General features: G+C 51.5%; 16 protein-coding genes, 1 other RNA gene and 1 pseudogene. 9 read left to right on the top strand and 9 right to left on the bottom strand.

Annotated elements, in window-relative coordinates; genetic code table 11:
• Positions 1-167, bottom strand: a 167-nt coding sequence (locus K0778_RS13795) for an IS1 family transposase (protein ID WP_047664789.1), incomplete at its 3' end; no start/stop codon positions are given.
• A 55-nt stretch (positions 168-222) separates the two neighbouring features.
• A pseudogene (gene acrR, locus K0778_RS13790) lies at positions 223-495 on the bottom strand (multidrug efflux transporter transcriptional repressor AcrR); the annotation flags it as partial.
• Positions 496-636: 141 nt separating this feature from the next.
• Here acrR and acrA point away from each other — a divergent pair.
• The 7 genes from acrA to pdeB all read left to right on the top strand — a co-directional run bounded on the left by acrA (position 637) and on the right by pdeB (position 9,189).
• Positions 637-1,830, top strand: coding sequence for a multidrug efflux RND transporter periplasmic adaptor subunit AcrA (acrA, locus tag K0778_RS13785; protein ID WP_001295324.1), 1,194 nt, complete (start codon positions 637-639; stop codon positions 1,828-1,830).
• 22 nt (positions 1,831-1,852) lie between these two features.
• Positions 1,853-5,002 (top strand): efflux RND transporter permease AcrB, encoded by a 3,150-nt coding sequence (gene acrB, locus K0778_RS13780; protein WP_001132469.1) that lies wholly within the window; start codon positions 1,853-1,855, stop codon positions 5,000-5,002.
• Between the two features lie 545 nt (positions 5,003-5,547).
• On the top strand, positions 5,548-5,922 hold the full coding sequence (tomB, locus tag K0778_RS13775; protein ID WP_000344800.1) for an Hha toxicity modulator TomB: 375 nt from the start codon (positions 5,548-5,550) through the stop codon (positions 5,920-5,922).
• A 25-nt stretch (positions 5,923-5,947) separates the two neighbouring features.
• Entirely contained in the window at positions 5,948-6,166 is a 219-nt protein-coding gene (locus K0778_RS13770) for an HHA domain-containing protein (RefSeq protein ID WP_001291435.1), read from the top strand.
• 171 nt (positions 6,167-6,337) lie between these two features.
• A complete protein-coding gene (gene maa, locus K0778_RS13765; RefSeq protein ID WP_000102564.1) occupies positions 6,338-6,889 on the top strand; it encodes a maltose O-acetyltransferase in 552 nt (183 codons plus the stop codon).
• Positions 6,890-7,004: 115 nt separating this feature from the next.
• Entirely contained in the window at positions 7,005-7,475 is a 471-nt protein-coding gene (locus K0778_RS13760; protein WP_000136192.1) for a YlaC family protein, read from the top strand.
• A 163-nt stretch (positions 7,476-7,638) separates the two neighbouring features.
• Positions 7,639-9,189 (top strand): cyclic-guanylate-specific phosphodiesterase PdeB, encoded by a 1,551-nt coding sequence (gene pdeB, locus K0778_RS13755; RefSeq protein WP_001310610.1) that lies wholly within the window; start codon positions 7,639-7,641, stop codon positions 9,187-9,189.
• Between the two features lie 41 nt (positions 9,190-9,230).
• On the opposite strand, the gene K0778_RS13750 is transcribed toward pdeB, so the two are convergent.
• Both K0778_RS13750 and ffs read right to left on the bottom strand, forming a co-directional pair.
• Positions 9,231-9,584, bottom strand: coding sequence for a DUF1428 domain-containing protein (locus K0778_RS13750; protein ID WP_000878140.1), 354 nt, complete (start codon positions 9,582-9,584; stop codon positions 9,231-9,233).
• A gap of 119 nt (positions 9,585-9,703) precedes the next feature.
• Positions 9,704-9,800, bottom strand: an RNA gene (gene ffs / locus K0778_RS13745) — signal recognition particle sRNA small type.
• 162 nt (positions 9,801-9,962) lie between these two features.
• Between ffs and K0778_RS13740 the strand changes: the two genes are divergently transcribed.
• Positions 9,963-10,274 carry an MGMT family protein gene (locus K0778_RS13740; protein ID WP_000409911.1) on the top strand — a complete coding sequence of 104 codons (312 nt, stop codon included), beginning with the start codon at positions 9,963-9,965 and terminating at the stop codon, positions 10,272-10,274.
• A gap of 30 nt (positions 10,275-10,304) precedes the next feature.
• Here the strand turns inward: K0778_RS13740 and K0778_RS13735 are convergent, their stop codons facing one another.
• A complete protein-coding gene (locus K0778_RS13735; protein WP_000779831.1) occupies positions 10,305-10,877 on the bottom strand; it encodes a YbaY family lipoprotein in 573 nt (190 codons plus the stop codon).
• Between the two features lie 217 nt (positions 10,878-11,094).
• Here K0778_RS13735 and tesB point away from each other — a divergent pair, with 217 nt between their 5' ends.
• Positions 11,095-11,955: an acyl-CoA thioesterase II gene (tesB, locus tag K0778_RS13730; RefSeq protein ID WP_000075876.1), complete on the top strand. Its 861-nt coding sequence runs from the start codon at positions 11,095-11,097 to the stop codon at positions 11,953-11,955.
• Between the two features lie 48 nt (positions 11,956-12,003).
• Here the strand turns inward: tesB and amtB are convergent, their stop codons facing one another.
• The 4 genes from amtB to K0778_RS13710 all read right to left on the bottom strand — a co-directional run bounded on the left by amtB (position 12,004) and on the right by K0778_RS13710 (position 17,385).
• Positions 12,004-13,290, bottom strand: a complete 1,287-nt coding sequence (gene amtB, locus K0778_RS13725; protein ID WP_000685029.1) for an ammonium transporter AmtB — start codon at positions 13,288-13,290, stop codon at positions 12,004-12,006.
• Positions 13,291-13,319: 29 nt separating this feature from the next.
• On the bottom strand, positions 13,320-13,658 hold the full coding sequence (gene glnK / locus K0778_RS13720) for a P-II family nitrogen regulator (protein WP_000780338.1): 339 nt from the start codon (positions 13,656-13,658) through the stop codon (positions 13,320-13,322).
• 180 nt (positions 13,659-13,838) lie between these two features.
• A complete protein-coding gene (locus K0778_RS13715) occupies positions 13,839-15,620 on the bottom strand; it encodes a SmdB family multidrug efflux ABC transporter permease/ATP-binding protein (protein ID WP_001256201.1) in 1,782 nt (593 codons plus the stop codon).
• On the bottom strand, positions 15,613-17,385 hold the full coding sequence (locus K0778_RS13710) for a SmdA family multidrug ABC transporter permease/ATP-binding protein (protein ID WP_001235649.1): 1,773 nt from the start codon (positions 17,383-17,385) through the stop codon (positions 15,613-15,615). The genes K0778_RS13715 and K0778_RS13710 overlap by 8 nt, the downstream gene beginning before the upstream one ends.
• Between the last annotated feature and the right edge of the window lie 15 nt (positions 17,386-17,400).

Raw genomic sequence — 17,400 nt, 5'->3', positions numbered from 1 at the left:
ATTTTCTGGTGCGTACCGGGCTGAGAGGCGGTGTAAGTGAACTGTAGTTGCCATGTTTTACGGCAATGAGAGCAGAGATAGCGCTGATGTCCGGCAGTGCTTTTGCCGTTACGCACCACGCCTTCAGTAGCGGAGCAGGAAGGACATCTGATGGAAATGGAAGCCACGCAAGCACCTTAAAATCACCATCATACACTAAATCAGTAAGTTGGCAGCATTACCCTCTCTTAATACTGAGAGTGGATCGCCAGGGAATTTTGCCTGATACTCAAGCTCTAGTTCACCAATATTGGATTCTGACAGTTCCCAGATCTCACTGAACAAATCCGACTTGTCTTTAAAATGCCAGTAGATTGCACCGCGCGTAACGCCAGCTGCTTTTGCAATCTCGCCCAGCGAGGTGGATGATACCCCCTGCTGTGAGAAAAGACGTAGAGCCACATCGAGGATGTGTTGGCGCGTTTCTTGCGCTTCTTGTTTGGTTTTTCGTGCCATATGTTCGTGAATTTACAGGCGTTAGATTTACATACATTTGTGAATGTATGTACCATAGCACGACGATAATATAAACGCAGCAATGGGTTTATTAACTTTTGACCATTGACCAATTTGAAATCGGACACTCGAGGTTTACATATGAACAAAAACAGAGGGTTTACGCCTCTGGCGGTCGTTCTGATGCTCTCAGGCAGCTTAGCCCTAACAGGATGTGACGACAAACAGGCCCAACAAGGTGGCCAGCAGATGCCCGCCGTTGGCGTAGTAACAGTCAAAACTGAACCTCTGCAGATCACAACCGAGCTTCCGGGTCGCACCAGTGCCTACCGGATCGCAGAAGTTCGTCCTCAAGTTAGCGGGATTATCCTGAAGCGTAATTTCAAAGAAGGTAGCGACATCGAAGCAGGTGTCTCTCTCTATCAGATTGATCCTGCGACCTATCAGGCGACATACGACAGTGCGAAAGGTGATCTGGCGAAAGCCCAGGCTGCAGCCAATATCGCGCAATTGACGGTGAATCGTTATCAGAAACTGCTCGGTACTCAGTACATCAGTAAGCAAGAGTACGATCAGGCTCTGGCTGATGCGCAACAGGCGAATGCTGCGGTAACTGCGGCGAAAGCTGCCGTTGAAACTGCGCGGATCAATCTGGCTTACACCAAAGTCACCTCTCCGATTAGCGGTCGCATTGGTAAGTCGAACGTGACGGAAGGCGCATTGGTACAGAACGGTCAGGCGACTGCGCTGGCAACCGTGCAGCAACTTGATCCGATCTACGTTGATGTGACCCAGTCCAGCAACGACTTCCTGCGCCTGAAACAGGAACTGGCGAATGGCACGCTGAAACAAGAGAACGGCAAAGCCAAAGTGTCACTGATCACCAGTGACGGCATTAAGTTCCCGCAGGACGGTACGCTGGAATTCTCTGACGTTACCGTTGATCAGACCACTGGGTCTATCACCCTACGCGCTATCTTCCCGAACCCGGATCACACTCTGCTGCCGGGTATGTTCGTGCGCGCACGTCTGGAAGAAGGGCTTAATCCAAACGCTATTTTAGTCCCGCAACAGGGCGTAACCCGTACGCCGCGTGGCGATGCCACCGTACTGGTAGTTGGCGCGGATGACAAAGTGGAAACCCGTCCGATCGTTGCAAGCCAGGCTATTGGCGATAAGTGGCTGGTGACAGAAGGTCTGAAAGCAGGCGATCGCGTAGTAATAAGTGGGCTGCAGAAAGTGCGTCCTGGTGTCCAGGTAAAAGCACAAGAAGTTACCGCTGATAATAACCAGCAAGCCGCAAGCGGTGCTCAGCCTGAACAGTCCAAGTCTTAACTTAAACAGGAGCCGTTAAGACATGCCTAATTTCTTTATCGATCGCCCGATTTTTGCGTGGGTGATCGCCATTATCATCATGTTGGCAGGGGGGCTGGCGATCCTCAAACTGCCGGTGGCGCAATATCCTACGATTGCACCGCCGGCAGTAACGATCTCCGCCTCCTACCCCGGCGCTGATGCGAAAACAGTGCAGGACACGGTGACACAGGTTATCGAACAGAATATGAACGGTATCGATAACCTGATGTACATGTCCTCTAACAGTGACTCCACGGGTACCGTGCAGATCACCCTGACCTTTGAGTCTGGTACTGATGCGGATATCGCGCAGGTTCAGGTGCAGAACAAACTGCAGCTGGCGATGCCGTTGCTGCCGCAAGAAGTTCAGCAGCAAGGGGTGAGCGTTGAGAAATCATCCAGCAGCTTCCTGATGGTTGTCGGCGTTATCAACACCGATGGCACCATGACGCAGGAGGATATCTCCGACTACGTGGCGGCGAATATGAAAGATGCCATCAGCCGTACGTCGGGCGTGGGTGATGTTCAGTTGTTCGGTTCACAGTACGCGATGCGTATCTGGATGAACCCGAATGAGCTGAACAAATTCCAGCTAACGCCGGTTGATGTCATTACCGCCATCAAAGCGCAGAACGCCCAGGTTGCGGCGGGTCAGCTCGGTGGTACGCCGCCGGTGAAAGGCCAACAGCTTAACGCCTCTATTATTGCTCAGACGCGTCTGACCTCTACTGAAGAGTTCGGCAAAATCCTGCTGAAAGTGAATCAGGATGGTTCCCGCGTGCTGCTGCGTGACGTCGCGAAGATTGAGCTGGGTGGTGAGAACTACGACATCATCGCAGAGTTTAACGGCCAACCGGCTTCCGGTCTGGGGATCAAGCTGGCGACCGGTGCAAACGCGCTGGATACCGCTGCGGCAATCCGTGCTGAACTGGCGAAGATGGAACCGTTCTTCCCGTCGGGTCTGAAAATTGTTTACCCATACGACACCACGCCGTTCGTGAAAATCTCTATTCACGAAGTGGTTAAAACGCTGGTCGAAGCGATCATCCTCGTGTTCCTGGTTATGTATCTGTTCCTGCAGAACTTCCGCGCGACGTTGATTCCGACCATTGCCGTACCGGTGGTATTGCTCGGGACCTTTGCCGTCCTTGCCGCCTTTGGCTTCTCGATAAACACGCTAACAATGTTCGGGATGGTGCTCGCCATCGGCCTGTTGGTGGATGACGCCATCGTTGTGGTAGAAAACGTTGAGCGTGTTATGGCGGAAGAAGGTTTGCCGCCAAAAGAAGCTACCCGTAAGTCGATGGGGCAGATTCAGGGCGCTCTGGTCGGTATCGCGATGGTACTGTCGGCGGTATTCGTACCGATGGCCTTCTTTGGCGGTTCTACTGGTGCTATCTATCGTCAGTTCTCTATTACCATTGTTTCAGCAATGGCGCTGTCGGTACTGGTGGCGTTGATCCTGACTCCAGCTCTTTGTGCCACCATGCTGAAACCTATTGCCAAAGGCGATCACGGGGAAGGTAAAAAAGGCTTCTTCGGCTGGTTTAACCGCATGTTCGAGAAGAGCACGCACCACTACACCGACAGCGTAGGCGGTATTCTGCGCAGTACGGGGCGTTACCTGGTGCTGTATCTGATCATCGTGGTCGGCATGGCCTATCTGTTCGTGCGTCTGCCAAGCTCCTTCTTGCCAGATGAGGACCAGGGCGTGTTTATGACCATGGTTCAGCTGCCAGCAGGTGCAACGCAGGAACGTACACAGAAAGTGCTCAATGAGGTAACGCATTACTATCTGACCAAAGAAAAGAACAACGTTGAGTCGGTGTTCGCCGTTAACGGCTTCGGCTTTGCGGGACGTGGTCAGAATACCGGTATTGCGTTCGTTTCCTTGAAGGACTGGGCCGATCGTCCGGGCGAAGAAAACAAAGTTGAAGCGATTACCATGCGTGCAACACGCGCTTTCTCGCAAATCAAAGATGCGATGGTTTTCGCCTTTAACCTGCCCGCAATCGTGGAACTGGGTACTGCAACCGGCTTTGACTTTGAGCTGATTGACCAGGCTGGCCTTGGTCACGAAAAACTGACTCAGGCGCGTAACCAGTTGCTTGCAGAAGCAGCGAAGCACCCTGATATGTTGACCAGCGTACGTCCAAACGGTCTGGAAGATACCCCGCAGTTTAAGATTGATATCGACCAGGAAAAAGCGCAGGCGCTGGGTGTTTCTATCAACGACATTAACACCACTCTGGGCGCTGCATGGGGCGGCAGCTATGTGAACGACTTTATCGACCGCGGTCGTGTGAAGAAAGTTTATGTCATGTCAGAAGCGAAATACCGTATGCTGCCGGATGATATCGGCGACTGGTATGTTCGTGCTGCTGATGGTCAGATGGTGCCATTCTCGGCGTTCTCCTCTTCTCGTTGGGAGTACGGTTCGCCGCGTCTGGAACGTTACAACGGCCTGCCATCCATGGAAATCTTAGGCCAGGCGGCACCGGGTAAAAGTACCGGTGAAGCAATGGAGCTGATGGAACAACTGGCGAGCAAACTGCCTACCGGTGTTGGCTATGACTGGACGGGGATGTCCTATCAGGAACGTCTCTCCGGCAACCAGGCACCTTCACTGTACGCGATTTCGTTGATTGTCGTGTTCCTGTGTCTGGCGGCGCTGTACGAGAGCTGGTCGATTCCGTTCTCCGTTATGCTGGTCGTTCCGCTGGGGGTTATCGGTGCGTTGCTGGCTGCCACCTTCCGTGGCCTGACCAATGACGTTTACTTCCAGGTAGGCCTGCTCACAACCATTGGGTTGTCGGCGAAGAACGCGATCCTTATCGTCGAATTCGCCAAAGACTTGATGGATAAAGAAGGTAAAGGTCTGATTGAAGCGACGCTTGATGCGGTGCGGATGCGTTTACGTCCGATCCTGATGACCTCGCTGGCGTTTATCCTCGGCGTTATGCCGCTGGTTATCAGTACTGGTGCTGGTTCCGGCGCGCAGAACGCAGTAGGTACCGGTGTAATGGGCGGGATGGTGACCGCAACGGTACTGGCAATCTTCTTCGTTCCGGTATTCTTTGTGGTGGTTCGCCGCCGCTTTAGCCGCAAGAATGAAGATATCGAGCACAGCCATACTGTCGATCATCATTGATACAACGTGTAATCACTAAGGCCGCGTAAGCGGCCTTTTTTATGCATAACCTACGAACATTAAGGAGTAATTGAACCACCAACTCAGGATCTCATACGAAAACCAGTATTAACCACGGATAAAATTCATAAAAAATACTGATTGTTAGTTAATTTATATTAAGTAGCGCTAATAGATTTAATAATCCATAATCATTTAGAGGCTATTCTTAATTATTTGCGGTAATTCTTTATTCATTCCTCGGTTATTACGTCATATTCAGAGCAATCCTGGTATTAGTGTCACCAATTTCATCTGGCGATAATCCTGAAATGTTATGAATAGTTCGAGCAAACTGCTTTTACCTGCTGCGGGTTAGTGCTAGTATGAAAAAGTGAGTCCTGTCCCGCTTCCTTCCTAATTGTAATTTTTCGTAATAATGCGATGAAAACCTGCAAAGAGTGGCTTATAGTTAAGCTAACAAACGAGAGGGCAAGTCCAGGTCAGTAAGTTTTTTCCATCCCGAAAGGTGTCCGTTAGTTCAACCGCTAAGAAGGGGACGCGTTATGGATGAATACTCACCCAAAAGACATGATATCGCACAGCTTAAGTTTCTCTGTGAAACCCTGTATCATGACTGCCTTGCAAACCTTGAAGAAAGCAATCATGGCTGGGTAAACGACCCAACCTCGGCGATCAACCTCCAGTTGAATGAACTGATTGAGCATATTGCGACCTTCGCACTTAATTACAAAATTAAGTATAATGAAGACAATAAGCTCATTGAGCAGATCGACGAATATCTGGATGACACCTTTATGTTGTTCAGTAGTTATGGTATTAATATGCAGGATCTTCAGAAATGGCGGAAGTCAGGTAATCGACTATTCCGTTGTTTTGTCAATGCGACGAAAGAGAATCCTGCGAGTTTATCTTGTTAGAATTATTACAACCATAGGTAGAAGTATGTCCGAAAAACCTTTAACGAAAACCGATTATTTAATGCGTTTACGTCGTTGCCAGACAATTGACACGCTGGAGCGTGTTATCGAGAAAAATAAATACGAATTATCAGATAATGAACTGGCGGTATTTTACTCAGCCGCAGATCACCGCCTCGCCGAATTGACCATGAATAAACTGTACGACAAGATCCCTTCCTCAGTATGGAAATTTATTCGCTAATAAATAATTCGCTTTCGGAGCTATAACCGGCTGTTTATTAAGAATTTTATACTTTTTCGCCATGAAGACATACCCTATGTGATCTTTATCACACAGATGTAATGGGAACGTTCTCTTCACTGACTTTTCGTCTTACTGTGTTGCCGCATTTTCAGCAACCGGAGGTCAGTAATGAGCACAGAAAAAGAAAAGATGATTGCTGGTGAGTTGTATCGCTCGGCAGATGAGACGTTATCTCGCGATCGCCTGCGCGCTCGTCAGCTTATTCACCGATACAATCATTCCCTGGCGGAAGAGCACACATTACGCCAGCAAATTCTCGCTGATCTATTCGGTCAGGTGACAGAGGCTTATATTGAGCCAACGTTTCGCTGTGACTATGGCTATAACATTTTTCTCGGTAATAATTTTTTCGCCAACTTCGATTGCGTGATGCTTGATGTCTGCCCTATTCGCATCGGTGATAACTGTATGTTGGCACCAGGCGTTCATATCTACACGGCAACACATCCCATCGACCCTGTAGCACGTAATAGCGGTGCTGAACTGGGGAAACCCGTCACCATCGGTAATAACGTCTGGATTGGCGGACGCGCGGTCATTAACCCTGGTGTGACCATTGGTGATAACGTCGTGGTAGCCTCAGGTGCAGTTGTCACAAAAGATGTCCCGGACAACGTTGTCGTGGGCGGTAATCCAGCCAGAATAATTAAAAAATTGTAATCGGTTTTTCGCAACTGTTATGCAAAATTGTGGTAGATCTGTTACTTCCCCTCTACTATTCCCACGTTAAAATAGGGTGTTCCCTGGAAAGTTGCAGATACCACGAAGGCAAACGATGACCGAAATACAACGCCTGCTGACCGAAACGATTGAGTCTCTGAATACCCGCGAAAAACGCGACAACAAACCCCGCTTTAGTATCAGTTTTATCCGTAAACATCCGGGGCTGTTTATCGGTATGTACGTTGCTTTTTTTGCCACCCTGGCGGTGATGTTGCAGTCCGAAACGCTGTCAGGCTCTGTCTGGCTACTGGTTGTATTATTTATCCTGCTTAATGGTTTCTTCTTTTTCGATGTCTACCCACGCTACCGCTATGAAGATATCGACGTGCTGGATTTCCGCGTTTGCTATAACGGCGAATGGTACAACACGCGCTTTGTACCTGCCGCGCTGGTTGAAGCCATCTTGAACTCTCCGCGTGTCGCGGATGTTCATAAGGAACAACTGCAAAAAATGATCGTCCGTAAAGGTGAACTGTCTTTTTACGATATTTTTACCCTCGCTCGCGCCGAATCAACATCTTAAGTTAGGGTTACATACCAGGCGTAAAGCTCTGCGCCTGGTCAAATGACAATGATCGTTTCCACCCATCACTTCATGAAATACCAGCTCTACCTCCTTATCTCCAGCCAGCCTTTTTCCACAATCAGATATACTTTCCCTACACTGTGTTAATAAGGATATGCTGGTGAGAACACGACATCTGGTCGGCCTTATTTCGGGAGTACTGATTCTTTCAGTATTGCTGCCTGTCGGCTTAAGCATCTGGCTGGCCCATCAGCAGGTAGAAACATCGTTTATTGAAGAGCTGGATACCTATTCCTCCCGCGTCGCTATTCGAGCCAATAAGGTGGCGACACAAGGGAAAGATGCGCTGCAGGAGCTGGAAAGATGGCAAGGCGCTGCCTGTAGCGAAGCCCATCTCATGGAAATGCGTCGGGTATCTTACAGTTATCGCTATATTCAGGAAGTGGCTTATATCGATAACAACGTTCCCCAGTGTTCGTCTCTGGAGCATGAAAGTCCGCCCGATACCTTCCCCGAGCCAGGTAAAATTTCGAAAGATGGTTATCGTGTCTGGTTAACATCGCATAACGATTTAGGCATTATCCGTTACATGGTCGCCATGGGAACGGCACATTATGTCGTCATGATCGACCCCGCTTCCTTTATTGATGTCATTCCCTATAGCTCATGGCAAATTGATGCCGCCATTATTGGCAATGCCCATAACGTTGTCATAACCAGCAGCGATGAAATTGCTCAGGGAATTATTACCAGGCTACAAAAAACACCCGGTGAGCATATCGAAAATAATGGAATCATTTACGATATCCTGCCCTTACCGGAGATGAATATTTCGATCATCACATGGGCTTCAACGAAAATGTTGCAGAAAGGCTGGCATCGGCAAGTCTTTATTTGGTTACCGCTCGGGTTGGTGATTGGCCTGCTGGCAGCGATGTTTGTGCTGCGTATTTTGCGCCGTATTCAGTCACCGCATCATCGGCTGCAGGATGCTATCGAAAATCGTGATATTTGCGTGCACTATCAGCCGATTGTCTCCTTAGCCAATGGCAAAATTGTCGGTGCTGAGGCACTGGCGCGCTGGCCGCAGACAGACGGTAGTTGGTTGTCACCAGATAGTTTTATTCCGCTGGCACAGCAAACGGGCCTTTCTGAGCCATTGACGCTACTGATTATAAGAAGCGTCTTTGAAGATATGGGCGACTGGCTGCGTCAGCATCCACAGCAGCATATTTCGATCAATCTTGAATCCCCCGTGCTCACCTCGGAAAAAATCCCGCAATTGCTGCGTGACATGATCAATCACTATCAGGTTAATCCCAGACAGATCGCGCTTGAACTCACTGAACGCGAGTTTGCCGATCCGAAAACCAGCGCCCCGATAATTTCTCGCTACCGGGAGGCGGGCCATGAAATTTATCTTGATGATTTTGGTACGGGGTATTCAAGTTTAAGTTATTTACAGGATCTGGATGTCGACATTCTGAAGATCGATAAATCTTTCGTTGATGCGCTGGAATATAAAAATGTCACGCCGCATATCATCGAAATGGCAAAAACACTGAAACTGAAAATGGTAGCGGAGGGAATCGAAACCAGTAAACAAGAAGAGTGGTTACGCCAGCATGGCGTGCACTACGGTCAGGGCTGGCTCTACAGCAAGGCATTACCGAAAGAAGATTTCTTACGCTGGGCCGAGCAACATTTGTGAATTTTTGGGCTGACGGCACGCCGCACAGCCCGTCACGCTACCTATTCGTCAATGATTGACTCGAATCCGCCATAGATCATTCGCTTGCCGTCAAACGGCATGGACTCGCCGAACTCTTTCATCCGTGGGTCCGACATCATCTTTTGATTAGCAGCGTCGCGGACCTCTTTTGAAGGGTATTCAATCCAGCTAAAGACAACCTCTTCATTCTCTTCCGCTTTCACCGCCATACGAAAATCGGTCACTTTGCCATCCGGTACATCGCTGGCCCAGCATTCGACAATACGAAGCGCGCCAAACTCTTTAAACAATGGCGCAGCCTTAGCGGCCATTTCCCGATAGGCATCCTTTTTATCGGCAGGAACGGCAACCACAAAACCATCAACATACTTCATCAGACATACCTCCGAAGCGTACTGCGCAGCCAGACAATTCTTGCGACGTCAGTTGTGGTTAAAGTTTAGCCATGTTGGGATTTTTTGACGAAACGGTGGGAGGCAGAAATGGGTGGGGGCCCTGCCAGCTACATCCCGGCACACGCGTCATCTGCCTTGGCTGCTTCCTTCCGGACCTGACCTGGTAAACAGAGTAGCGTTGCGGGAGAACCAACAGAGCCCCCATTGAGAGCGTTGAGAACCAACGCGCAGGCGCATTATCACTGCTGCCCCGGCTAATTGCAACCCATCGCGTGCCAGATGCTGGTTTCTTGCGCAATGCGACTTCACTCGGGCGTTTTTCCAGATTATGCTGAAAAATTACCTCAGGAAGAAAAGATGGAAAAAGAAGATTCATTTCCCCAACGCGTCTGGCAAATCGTCGCCGCTATTCCCGAAGGCTATGTCACCACTTACGGTGATGTGGCGAAACTGGCGGGATCGCCCCGCGCCGCGCGCCAGGTGGGCGGTGTGTTAAAGCGTCTCCCTGAAGGCAGCACCTTACCCTGGCACCGGGTGGTTAATCGCCACGGCACAATTTCGCTAACCGGACCGGATTTACAGCGTCAGCGACAGGCATTACTGGCAGAAGGTGTGATGGTATCGGGAAGCGGGCAAATCGACTTGCAGCGTTATCGCTGGAACTACTAACCCTCTCCGGGCGGAGAGGGTTAACGTCGCTTAATATTGCGTAGGAGCTGGAACTGCCGAAGACGGATTCACCTGAGTTGGTGAAGTCGAAGGTACGGTAGTCGTTGCGCCACCGCTGGCCTGAACCGGCACGGCGGTTTGCTGTACCGGCACCAATGTCAGGTCGGCTTTAGTTCCGCCCTGGTTGATCACCGGCTGAACGGTATCGGTGATAAATACCAGTTTGTCATTCACGGTAATCGCCGCACTCAACAGAATACGCGCGTTCGGCTGAACATCTGCCGGGTTAAATGGCAGAACAAAGCTGAATGGTGACTGTTTACCTTCAGTACGCACCGCTTTCTGCGCCAGCACTTTTGACGGTGCATCGGCTAACGACGCGTCAGAAAGTGTCACGGTCAGCACAGCATCAGGCGGCAGTGCGACTTTCTGACGGATCCAGACGGTACCGGAGACATTCGGTTGCTGGATAGCTGGTTGTTGTGTTGCTGAAATAGACGTATTTGCAGCCGGTGCTGGCGTCTGAATATCCGCGCTTTTATCTGCGCAAGCCGCCAACGCAATCGCAACCGCTAAACCACTGGCCATGTGCACGAGTTTCATTCATTTCTCCTTATTATCAATGCACCAGCGGGCTAACTTTCCTCGCCGGAAGAGTGGTTAACAAAATAGTAACGTCAACAAGTGTGGCACACATCACGCATTTCTGCCTGTAATTAGCCCGTAATTCAGACCATTGCACCCATCGGACCAGTAGCAAATTTGCGTTATACTCAACTCACTTTGGCTTGCTGCGGCAGCTTTGTTACTGGAGAGTTATATGAGTCAGGCGCTAAAAAATTTACTGACATTGTTAAATCTGGAAAAAATTGAGGAAGGACTCTTTCGCGGCCAGAGTGAAGATTTAGGTTTACGCCAGGTGTTTGGCGGCCAGGTCGTGGGTCAGGCCTTGTATGCTGCAAAAGAGACCGTCCCTGAAGAGCGGCTGGTACATTCGTTTCACAGCTACTTTCTTCGCCCTGGCGATAGTAAGAAGCCGATTATTTATGATGTCGAAACGCTGCGTGACGGTAACAGCTTCAGCGCCCGCCGGGTTGCTGCTATTCAAAACGGCAAACCGATTTTTTATATGACTGCCTCTTTCCAGGCACCAGAAGCGGGTTTCGAACATCAAAAAACAATGCCGTCCGCGCCAGCGCCTGATGGCCTACCTTCGGAAACGCAAATCGCCCAATCGCTGGCGCACCTGCTGCCGCCAGTGCTGAAAGATAAATTCATCTGCGATCGTCCGCTGGAAGTCCGTCCGGTGGAGTTTCATAACCCACTGAAAGGTCACGTCGCAGAACCACATCGTCAGGTGTGGATCCGCGCAAATGGTAGCGTGCCGGATGACCTGCGCGTTCATCAGTATCTGCTCGGTTACGCTTCTGATCTTAACTTCCTGCCGGTAGCTCTACAGCCGCACGGCATCGGTTTTCTCGAACCGGGGATTCAGATTGCCACCATTGACCATTCCATGTGGTTCCATCGCCCGTTTAATTTGAATGAATGGCTGCTGTATAGCGTGGAGAGCACCTCGGCGTCCAGCGCACGTGGCTTTGTGCGCGGTGAGTTTTATACCCAAGACGGCGTACTGGTTGCCTCGACCGTTCAGGAAGGGGTGATGCGTAATCACAATTAAAAAAATAGCCGGAGGTGAAAACCGTCCGGCTGTTTTTTGCAGTGCTTGTTACGCGTTATAGGCATTCTCGCCGTGGCTGTTGACATCCAGCCCTTCTCGCTCCTGCTCTTCAGGTACACGCAGACCAACCGTCAGATCCGCCAATTTGTAGCCGATAAATGCCACAACACCGGACCAGACGATCGTAATGGCGATGCTTTCCAGCTGTACCAGCAACTGATGGCCCATCGTCACACCTTCAGCGAAGCCCACGCCGCCCAGCGAGCTGGCGGCAAAAATCCCGGTCATGATACAGCCGACAATGCCACAAACGCCGTGCACACCGAAGACATCGCAGGGATCATCCACCCGCAGCAAGCGTTTGAGCATGGTAACGCCCCACAAGCCCGCCAGACCAGCTACCACGCCGATAATCAACGCGCCGCCAACCCCAATGTAGCCGCAGGCTGGCGTCACGCCGACCAGACCGGCAATCGCGCCAGAACACGCCCCCAGCAGTGAAGGCTTACCACGCAGCGCCCATTCACCGAAGATCCAGCCAAGAATTGCCGCCGCCGTTGCGACCACAGTATTCACAAATGCCAGTGCCGCGATTTCATTCGCCGTGCCCGCTGACCCGGCGTTAAAGCCAAACCAACCGATATAGAGAATGGCAGTCCCGGTGAAGACCATCGGCAGGTTGTGCGGTTTAAACGCCTCTTTACCGAAGCCCACGCGTTTTCCTATCAGATACGCGCCCACCAGACCGGCGATTGCGGCGTTAATGTGCACCACGGTGCCACCCGCGAAATCCAGCGCACCGTGAGAAGCCAGCAAACCACCGCCCCACACCATATGCGCAATCGGAATGTAAGAGAGCGTCAGCCATACCACCACGAAAATCAACACAGCTGAGAAGCGGATTCGTTCCGCCAGCGCCCCAACTATCAAGCCGACGGTAATGCAGGCAAACGATCCCTGAAACGCCACGTGGATATACTGATAAATGCTGCCCATCACCGCCGTCAGTTCGATGTTTTTCAGCATCAACCAGTTAATGTTGCCGAAGAAGTTGTTGCCCTCACCAAACGCCAGCGAGTAACCGTAAACCACCCAGAGAATACAGACCAGTGCAAATGTCACCGTCACCTGCGTCAGCATCGACAGCACGTTTTTGCCGCGAATCAACCCACCGTAAAACAGGGCAATCCCCGGAATAGTCATAAACAGCACCAGCGCAGTACAAATCATCATAAACGCATTGTCGGCTTTATCGGCCACCGCAGGTGCAGCCATTACCAGTCCCGGAAGCATCGCCAGTGAAGCAAGCCCAGTTTTTATCGTCGCTATCTTCATTTTTCGTTCCTGTTGCTGTGTGCCAGAGATTACAGCGCCGCTTCGTCGGCTTCGCCGGTACGAATACGAATGACGCGTTGCAATTCAGCGACGAAGATTTTGCCGTCGCCAATTTTTCCGGTGTAAGCCGCCTTACTGACGATATCGATCACTTCATCGAGTTGGTCATCAGCAATCGCCACATCAATTTTTACTTTTGGCAGGAAATTGACGCTGTATTCCGCCCCCCGGTACAGCTCGGCATGCCCTTTCTGACGCCCGAAACCTTTCACTTCGGTGACGGTCAGGCCCTGAATACCAATGGAAGATAACGCTTCACGAACGTCTTCCAGCTTGAATGGTTTGATTATCACGGTCACCAGCTTCATAGATCCCCTCCGGTCAGAATTCGGTAATGGTTCTGCTACACGAAGAAGGTATTGCAAACGGTGTGCCAGAAATGAAAAACGAGAAAGAGAGCAGGAAGTTAAAAAGATTGAAAATGAAAACGCACTATGACAGTGCACAGTGCGTTACATTTTTGCACCAACGATGAAATATTGCGCTATTCAGGCGCTCAATGATTCTTCTTCACGCACGCTGGCTGCCAGCTCTTCGCCCGCAAGTTGCAGTTGATACATCTGCCAGTAGCGTCCCTGGGCCGCCAGCAGTTGCTGGTGAGTGCCCTGCTCCACGGCTTGCCCACGATGAAGCACCAGAATGGTGTCGGCATCAACAATGGTCGATAAGCGGTGAGCAATCACCACCAGCGTGGTATGTTCACGCACAGCCGCCAGAGCATGTTGAATCGCCTGTTCAGTACCGGAGTCAATGCTGGCGGTTGCCTCATCAAGGATCAGGATTTGCGGCGTCTCCACCAACACGCGTGCCAGTGCCAGCAGTTGCTTTTGCCCAACTGAGAGATTATTCCCCTGCTCGCCCAGCGGCGTGTAAATACCGTCGCTCATGCTACGCGCCAGCTCCGCCAGTTGCACGGTTTCCAGCGCCTGCCAGACGCGTTCTTCGGAGATATCCCGCCCCAGCGTCACGTTGGCGAGGAAGGTATCCGCCAGCACCACCGGATCTTGCTGCACCATTGCCACGCCCTGGCGCAGCGCGCTGTGACTTAGCGAACTTAATGGACGACCATCAAGGCGAATCTCACCTTCCGTTAGCGGGTAATAGCCCATCAATAAACTGGCGAGGGTGCTTTTGCCACTGCCGGTATGCCCGACCAGCGCCACAAAATTGCGCGAAGGCACAGAGAGATTAATGTTCTTTAGCACCAGATTGTCATCGCGATAAGCAAATGACACGTTATCGACTTCGATGGTGCCACTCTGTAACGGGCGATCATCATTGCCATATTGCTGGCGCGGTCCGTCCATCAGTTCAAACACGCGCTCACCAGCAACAACAGCCTGTTGCAGCATCGCCTGTTGCGTGGTCAGTTCGATTAATGGTTCGTTAAGTCGCCCAAGATAGCTGATAAACGCATACAGCACGCCCACTTCAATGGTGCCGCTGGCGGAGAAGCCAAACAGCATCAACAAGCCACAAAGAATGAGCGATGAAAACAGACTCAGCAGCGGACGCAGCAGAAAACCGTCGAGGCGCAGGGTTTGCATCCTCGCCATATAGTGTGAACGACTGGCCTCCCCCATACGTTCGCCAAATCGCGCCTGCTGACGAAACTGCTGGATAACGCTCATGCCATTGATGATTTCGTTAAAGCCGTCGTTGATATCCGCCAGATAGGCGCGCACACGACGGACAATCGGCGTGCTGTAACGCTGGTATATCACCATTACCACCAGCACCACCGGGAAAATCATTATCGCCACCAGTGCCATTCGCCAGTCGAGGCTGAACATCGCCACCAGCATCGCGCCCACCAGCGCGGCACTGCGCAGGACAGTTGCCACTACGGTAACGTAGAGATCGCGGATCACTTCAGTGTCATTAGTGACGCGGGAAATCACCTGCCCGACGGGTTGGGTATCAAACTCGCTTAATGGCTGGCGTAACGCAGCATCCATCACGTCGGTACGCAACTGTTGCACTACGCCTACTGCCGCCCGATTAAACAGCAGCGACTGCGCGTAATGTAGCCCGGCGGCAAACAGTTGCAGCCCAACATACGCCGCAGCCAGCCCTGCAACCACTTTCAACGGCAGGTTATTTTTCGCTACCATATTGTCGATAAAATAGCTGATAAGCAGCGGCCCACTGACTTCTGCCGCCGCCGCAACCCACATCATCAGGACCGCAATCCCCAGCGGTTTACGCCACGGCGAACCGTACGCTAACAGGCGCTTGAGAGTCGGCCACAGTTGGCTAAAACTACGCATCGACGGCCTCCTCGCGATTTTCCGGAGCGTCGTCGAGCGCCGCCTCCAGTTGTTGATAGCGATACATATCGCGATACCAGCCGCTTTGTTGTGCCAGCACATCATGATTGCCACGCTGGGCGATATGTCCGTGCTGCATCACAATAATTTCACTGGCTTCCGTCAGTGCAGAAAGGCGATGGGCACTGATGATTACCGTTCTTCCCTGCCCCCACTGACGCAGGTTATGCAGGATCTGGTGCTCAGTGCGTCCGTCCACCGCCGAAAGCGCATCATCAAGGATGAGGATTTCCGCGTTGACTAATAACGCACGAGCAATGGAGATACGCTGTTTTTGCCCGCCGGAAAGCATCACACCGCGCTCGCCCACCTCTGTATCGTAACCTTGCGGTAGACGCAAAATATCGTCATGTACGCTGGCTAACCGCGCGACATGCTCAATCTCTTGCTGGGTGGCATTCGGGCAACCCAGCGCGATGTTATTCGCCACAGTGTCAGAAAAAAGGAATGGCGTCTGGCTAACTACCGCCAGGCGGCTACGCCAGCTATCGAGTTGTAACTTCGTCAGAGGAATATCATGAAAGCGAATATCCCCCTCGCTGACGTCGAAATGACGCTGAATGAGCGACAACAGGGTACTTTTGCCGGAACCAGTCGGCCCGCAGATACCCAGCATCTGACCGGGTTTCAGGGCGAAATTGACGTTTTCCAGCGCAGGATGGTCAGTCTGCGGATACGTGAACTGGTGAATATTTACATCCAGTTCGCCACGCCCTTCCGGCACGGGTTCGCTACCATCGTTCACCACCGGCGCTTCCGCCAGCATCGCGCGAATACGGCTGTACGCAGCACTACCACGTTCCACAATGTTAAACATCCATGCCAGCGCCAGCATTGGCCAAATCATCAGACCTAAATACATCATAAAACTGGTGAGCTGGCCCAGCGTTAAACTGCCCTGCACCACCATCCAACTACCGCCGCCAATCGCCAGCAAGTTCGCCATACCAATCGCGATATAGATGGTCGGGTCGAAACGAGCATCAATACGCGCCACCCGCATGTTTTTTTTGCCGGTATCTTCGGCATCCGCGGCAAATAACGCCGACTGGCGATCTTCCAGACCAAAGGCTTTGATCATGCGGATACTGGTGAGGCTTTCCTGGGTGCGGTCATTAAGACTGGAAAACGCCGCCTGTGCCAGCTTAAAGCGTTCATGCAAAGCATCGCCGTTGCGCTTAATCATGATCGCCATCACTGGCATCGGCAACAGGGAAAATAAGGTCAACTGCCAGCTAATTTGCGTAGACATCATAATCAACACAGCGCAGCCCATCACCAGTGAATCCACCAGCGTCAGCACCCCTTCTCCGGCGGCAAACACGACGCGATCGACGTCATTGGTCGCACGAGCCATGAGGTCACCGGTGCGATGACGCAGGTAAAACTCAGGATGCTGCCGGCTTAGCTGACGGTAATAATCTTCACGCAGTTCAACAGCCAGTTGATAAGACGCACCAAACAGCAATACCCGCCAGACGTAACGCAGGAGATAAACCACAACGGCAATCAGCACCATGGTGGCGATCCACATCAGGATCTGCCCGGTAGTAAAGTGTTGTTCTGTCACGCCATCGACAACAATACCAACCACTTTTGGCGGAACCAGTTGCAGCATCGCGATAATGACAAGCAAGGCGACAGCCCCGAGATAGCGACGCCATTCCCGACGGAAATACCAGCTTAATTGAGCAAATAATCGCACGCGTTGTGTCCTGAC

The sequence above is a fragment of the Escherichia sp. XD33 genome (genome assembly GCF_019375075.1).
GTDB classification, from domain to species: domain Bacteria; phylum Pseudomonadota; class Gammaproteobacteria; order Enterobacterales; family Enterobacteriaceae; genus Enterobacter; species Enterobacter flexneri_A.
Note: the sequence above shows the minus strand (reverse complement) of the source record. Positions and strands in the feature narration are given on the sequence as shown.

What these genes read in the sequence shown, in the direction of transcription:
- acrA (WP_001295324.1), top strand. Translation starts at nt 637, where the DNA reads ATGAACAAAAACAGAGGGTTTACGCCTCTGGCGGTCGTTCTGATGCTC.
- acrB (WP_001132469.1), top strand. Translation starts at nt 1,853, where the DNA reads ATGCCTAATTTCTTTATCGATCGCCCGATTTTTGCGTGGGTGATCGCC.
- tomB (WP_000344800.1), top strand. Translation starts at nt 5,548, where the DNA reads ATGGATGAATACTCACCCAAAAGACATGATATCGCACAGCTTAAGTTT.
- K0778_RS13770 (WP_001291435.1), top strand. Translation starts at nt 5,948, where the DNA reads ATGTCCGAAAAACCTTTAACGAAAACCGATTATTTAATGCGTTTACGT.
- maa (WP_000102564.1), top strand. Translation starts at nt 6,338, where the DNA reads ATGAGCACAGAAAAAGAAAAGATGATTGCTGGTGAGTTGTATCGCTCG.
- K0778_RS13760 (WP_000136192.1), top strand. Translation starts at nt 7,005, where the DNA reads ATGACCGAAATACAACGCCTGCTGACCGAAACGATTGAGTCTCTGAAT.
- K0778_RS13750 (WP_000878140.1), bottom strand. Translation starts at nt 9,584, where the DNA reads ATGAAGTATGTTGATGGTTTTGTGGTTGCCGTTCCTGCCGATAAAAAG.
- K0778_RS13740 (WP_000409911.1), top strand. Translation starts at nt 9,963, where the DNA reads ATGGAAAAAGAAGATTCATTTCCCCAACGCGTCTGGCAAATCGTCGCC.
- K0778_RS13735 (WP_000779831.1), bottom strand. Translation starts at nt 10,877, where the DNA reads ATGAAACTCGTGCACATGGCCAGTGGTTTAGCGGTTGCGATTGCGTTG.
- tesB (WP_000075876.1), top strand. Translation starts at nt 11,095, where the DNA reads ATGAGTCAGGCGCTAAAAAATTTACTGACATTGTTAAATCTGGAAAAA.
- amtB (WP_000685029.1), bottom strand. Translation starts at nt 13,290, where the DNA reads ATGAAGATAGCGACGATAAAAACTGGGCTTGCTTCACTGGCGATGCTT.
- glnK (WP_000780338.1), bottom strand. Translation starts at nt 13,658, where the DNA reads ATGAAGCTGGTGACCGTGATAATCAAACCATTCAAGCTGGAAGACGTT.
- K0778_RS13715 (WP_001256201.1), bottom strand. Translation starts at nt 15,620, where the DNA reads ATGCGTAGTTTTAGCCAACTGTGGCCGACTCTCAAGCGCCTGTTAGCG.